Source organism: Bacillus sp. JJ1764, from assembly GCF_036962145.1.
GTDB lineage: Bacteria > Bacillota > Bacilli > Bacillales > Cytobacillaceae > Neobacillus.
The window spans coordinates 1-2,601 of record NZ_JBALNY010000081.1; the positions used below are offsets into that span (position 1 = coordinate 1).

Annotated in this window: 3 protein-coding genes; 2 read left to right on the forward strand and 1 reads right to left on the reverse strand. The window is 37.6% G+C overall.

All coding sequences use genetic code 11. From position 1 onward, the window contains the following. Positions 1-170: 170 nt before the first annotated feature. Positions 171-458 carry a replicative helicase loader/inhibitor gene (locus V7083_RS12670; protein ID WP_335478230.1) on the forward strand — a complete coding sequence of 96 codons (288 nt, stop codon included), beginning with the start codon at positions 171-173 and terminating at the stop codon, positions 456-458. Between the two features lie 201 nt (positions 459-659). On the opposite strand, the gene V7083_RS12675 is transcribed toward V7083_RS12670, so the two are convergent. Beyond that, complete coding sequence (locus tag V7083_RS12675; RefSeq protein ID WP_335478232.1) at positions 660-1,082, reverse strand: MarR family winged helix-turn-helix transcriptional regulator; 423 nt, start codon at positions 1,080-1,082, stop codon at positions 660-662. Between the two features lie 194 nt (positions 1,083-1,276). On the opposite strand from V7083_RS12675, the gene V7083_RS12680 reads away from it, so the two are divergent. Then, a complete protein-coding gene (locus tag V7083_RS12680; RefSeq protein WP_335478234.1) occupies positions 1,277-2,524 on the forward strand; it encodes an MFS transporter in 1,248 nt (415 codons plus the stop codon). Positions 2,525-2,601 lie beyond the last annotated feature (77 nt).

The following is a 2,601-nucleotide window of genomic DNA, read 5'->3' on the forward strand; positions in this document are numbered from 1 at the left end:
TTTTTCTTCAATAGAAACAAATCCTTTCTCATTTTTTTATAACATTCCCCTTGTAAGCCCTTCTTAATTAACTTTTTTATGGAACCTAACTAGAAGTTCATGTGTTAAATTCCTTTAAACAGTTTTTAGATGATCGAAACTTGTAAAAAATAAATATGAGGTGGGATATGATGACGAAGGAAGAGGCATTAAAAATTATTCATGTAATTGAATCGACTTATCCCTATATTATTACTAAGAGTGAAACCGTGCAGTTTTGGTTTCAATTTTGTGAGGTAGTGGATTTTGATCAAGTTTGGACAGATTTGGTCCAACATATTCGGAATAGCCCTTATCCCCCTTCAATTTCTGATATATTTGCTTCGCTGGGGGAAACTTCGGGAGATACGAGGCAGTTGATTTCTGATAAAAAAGATAGGGGAGGATCATGGATGAGTGAGTATGTATTTAGAGCTTAAACTTGCTATTAGTTTTAAGTGGTTGATTCCTGAATAAATTATTTCCTTAAAAGAAGGTCGCCAATAGAGTCTCTTGAAGCCCGGAAAATTTAAAATGCGCAAGAAGAGGTCGCCAATAAAGCCACTTGGAGACCAAAGAAGCTGAATGCATCAAAAAAGGGTCGCTAATGCAACCCTTCGGAATATAAAACTCACCATAACTTATTTATTCGTTGAAGAATGATTATATTTCCTTAAAAGTTCACCAAAATGCTGTAAGTCATATTCCGGCCAGTCTTTAACATTTTCCCCAATAGCTGATAATCTCGTTTGCTGATGTTCATAAAACTCATTTTTTCCTAATTCGGTAATATGAAGAGTATAGGCTCGACCATCTGTTGGATCAGGAATTCTATATACATATCCCTTTTGCTCCAATGCAGCGGTTTGTCTGCTTATTGTTGAGATATCTAAATGGAATTCATCCGACAATACTTTAACCCCTGCTGGTCCTCTGGTGATGAAACGGTGAAGTAATAGATAGGCTGAACGGTCTAAATGCCCCAATTTTCGATTTGATGATGTAATACGCCTGAGAAGGATGGCCAGCTCCAGATCAATCATTTCCAAGGATTTTTCTCTCATTTTTTTGTCCTCACTTTTGCACACATTTCTATGTTTATCCTATCATAAAATCCATGCTTTAATAAAAGCGTTTGCGTGTTTTAATATTTCAAAAAATTCAATAAATAAGAGTATTGACATATTCAAAACTAGTTGTATAATACAAATATATACTTTCATTATACAACTATCAACAAACAAAGGGGAAATTTAGAATGTCATCAACATCACAATCAGTAACTGCGTCATCGGCAAAGGTTGCGTCGGAAACTGATACAAAAAGTCATTTTTTAAATCAGCCAAGGGCAGTATGGGCAGTTTTTTTTGCGTGTATTATTGCCTTTATGGGTCTGGGGCTTGTTGATCCGATATTGGTTGCGATTGCAAAACAACTTCAAGCGACTCCTAGTCAAGTTACGTTGCTTTTCACGAGTTATAATGCTGTTATGGCAGTAGCTATGCTTATCACTGGAATGATTTCATCACGACTTGGTATAAAATGGACACTAATTGTTGGAATCATTTTAATTGCTGTATTTTCCGCGCTAGGAGGTTTTTCAAACAACATTTGGGCACTAGTTGGTTTTCGTGGGGGATGGGGACTTGGTAATGCTTTATTCGTAGCAACAGCCTTAGCGGCAATTGTTTCGCTGTCCACAAGTGGTACAGCCAAAGCAATTATCTTATATGAAGCCGCAATTGGTTTAGGGATTTCAGTAGGACCTCTGCTTGGAGGCTGGCTTGGTGGAATGTCTTGGAGAGGCCCATTTTTAGGTGTGGCAGTTTTAATGGTAGTGGCATTTTTCGGTTTAATCATTCTAATGCCAAATAAAGCTGGCTCTGCGCAGGTTTCACAAGTGAAAACTTCCATTAAAGATCCTTTCCGTGCATTGAAACACCGTTCCTTATTAATTTTTGGAATTGGTGCCGCTCTTTACAATTTTGGATTCTTCACTTTATTAGCCTATGCACCATTTGTAATGGGACTTGATGAACATGGAATCGGTTTTGTCTTTTTAGGATGGGGAATTTTGCTTGCTATCACTTCAGTATTTACAGCACCGATCCTTCAAAAACGATTTGGAACGGTTAAGTCAATGGCTGCAATGTTAACATTGTTTGCTCTTGTTTTAATTGCGATGGGGATCTGGACTTCCACTCAATGGTTAATCATCGCATCAGTCGTTGTAGCAGGTGCATTACTAGGAAACAACAACACGCTTATCACCACAGCCGTGATGAATTCAGCGCCAGTTGAAAGATCAACAGCATCTGCCGCATACAGCTTTTTACGATTTATAGGGGGGGCCATTGCACCATATTTTGCCGGTAAATTAGCTGAATGGTACAACTCAAGTGTTCCATTTTATGTAGGTGGTGCATTTGTCCTTATTTCTGTAATCTTTATAGTCTTTAATCATAAGTATGTTAAGCATGTTGACGAAGCGACAATTGGTCATTAACTTTTGGGAAAAGGCTCTGCGATGCAGGGCCTTTTTTTCATGATAAAAAAAAGGAAAATTAGGTCGAATATTAGAAT

Coding starts and splice junctions, on each gene's coding strand:
- V7083_RS12670 (WP_335478230.1), top strand. CDS start 171: ATGACGAAGGAAGAGGCATTAAAAATTATTCATGTAATTGAATCGACT.
- V7083_RS12675 (WP_335478232.1), bottom strand. CDS start 1,082: ATGAGAGAAAAATCCTTGGAAATGATTGATCTGGAGCTGGCCATCCTT.
- V7083_RS12680 (WP_335478234.1), top strand. CDS start 1,277: ATGTCATCAACATCACAATCAGTAACTGCGTCATCGGCAAAGGTTGCG.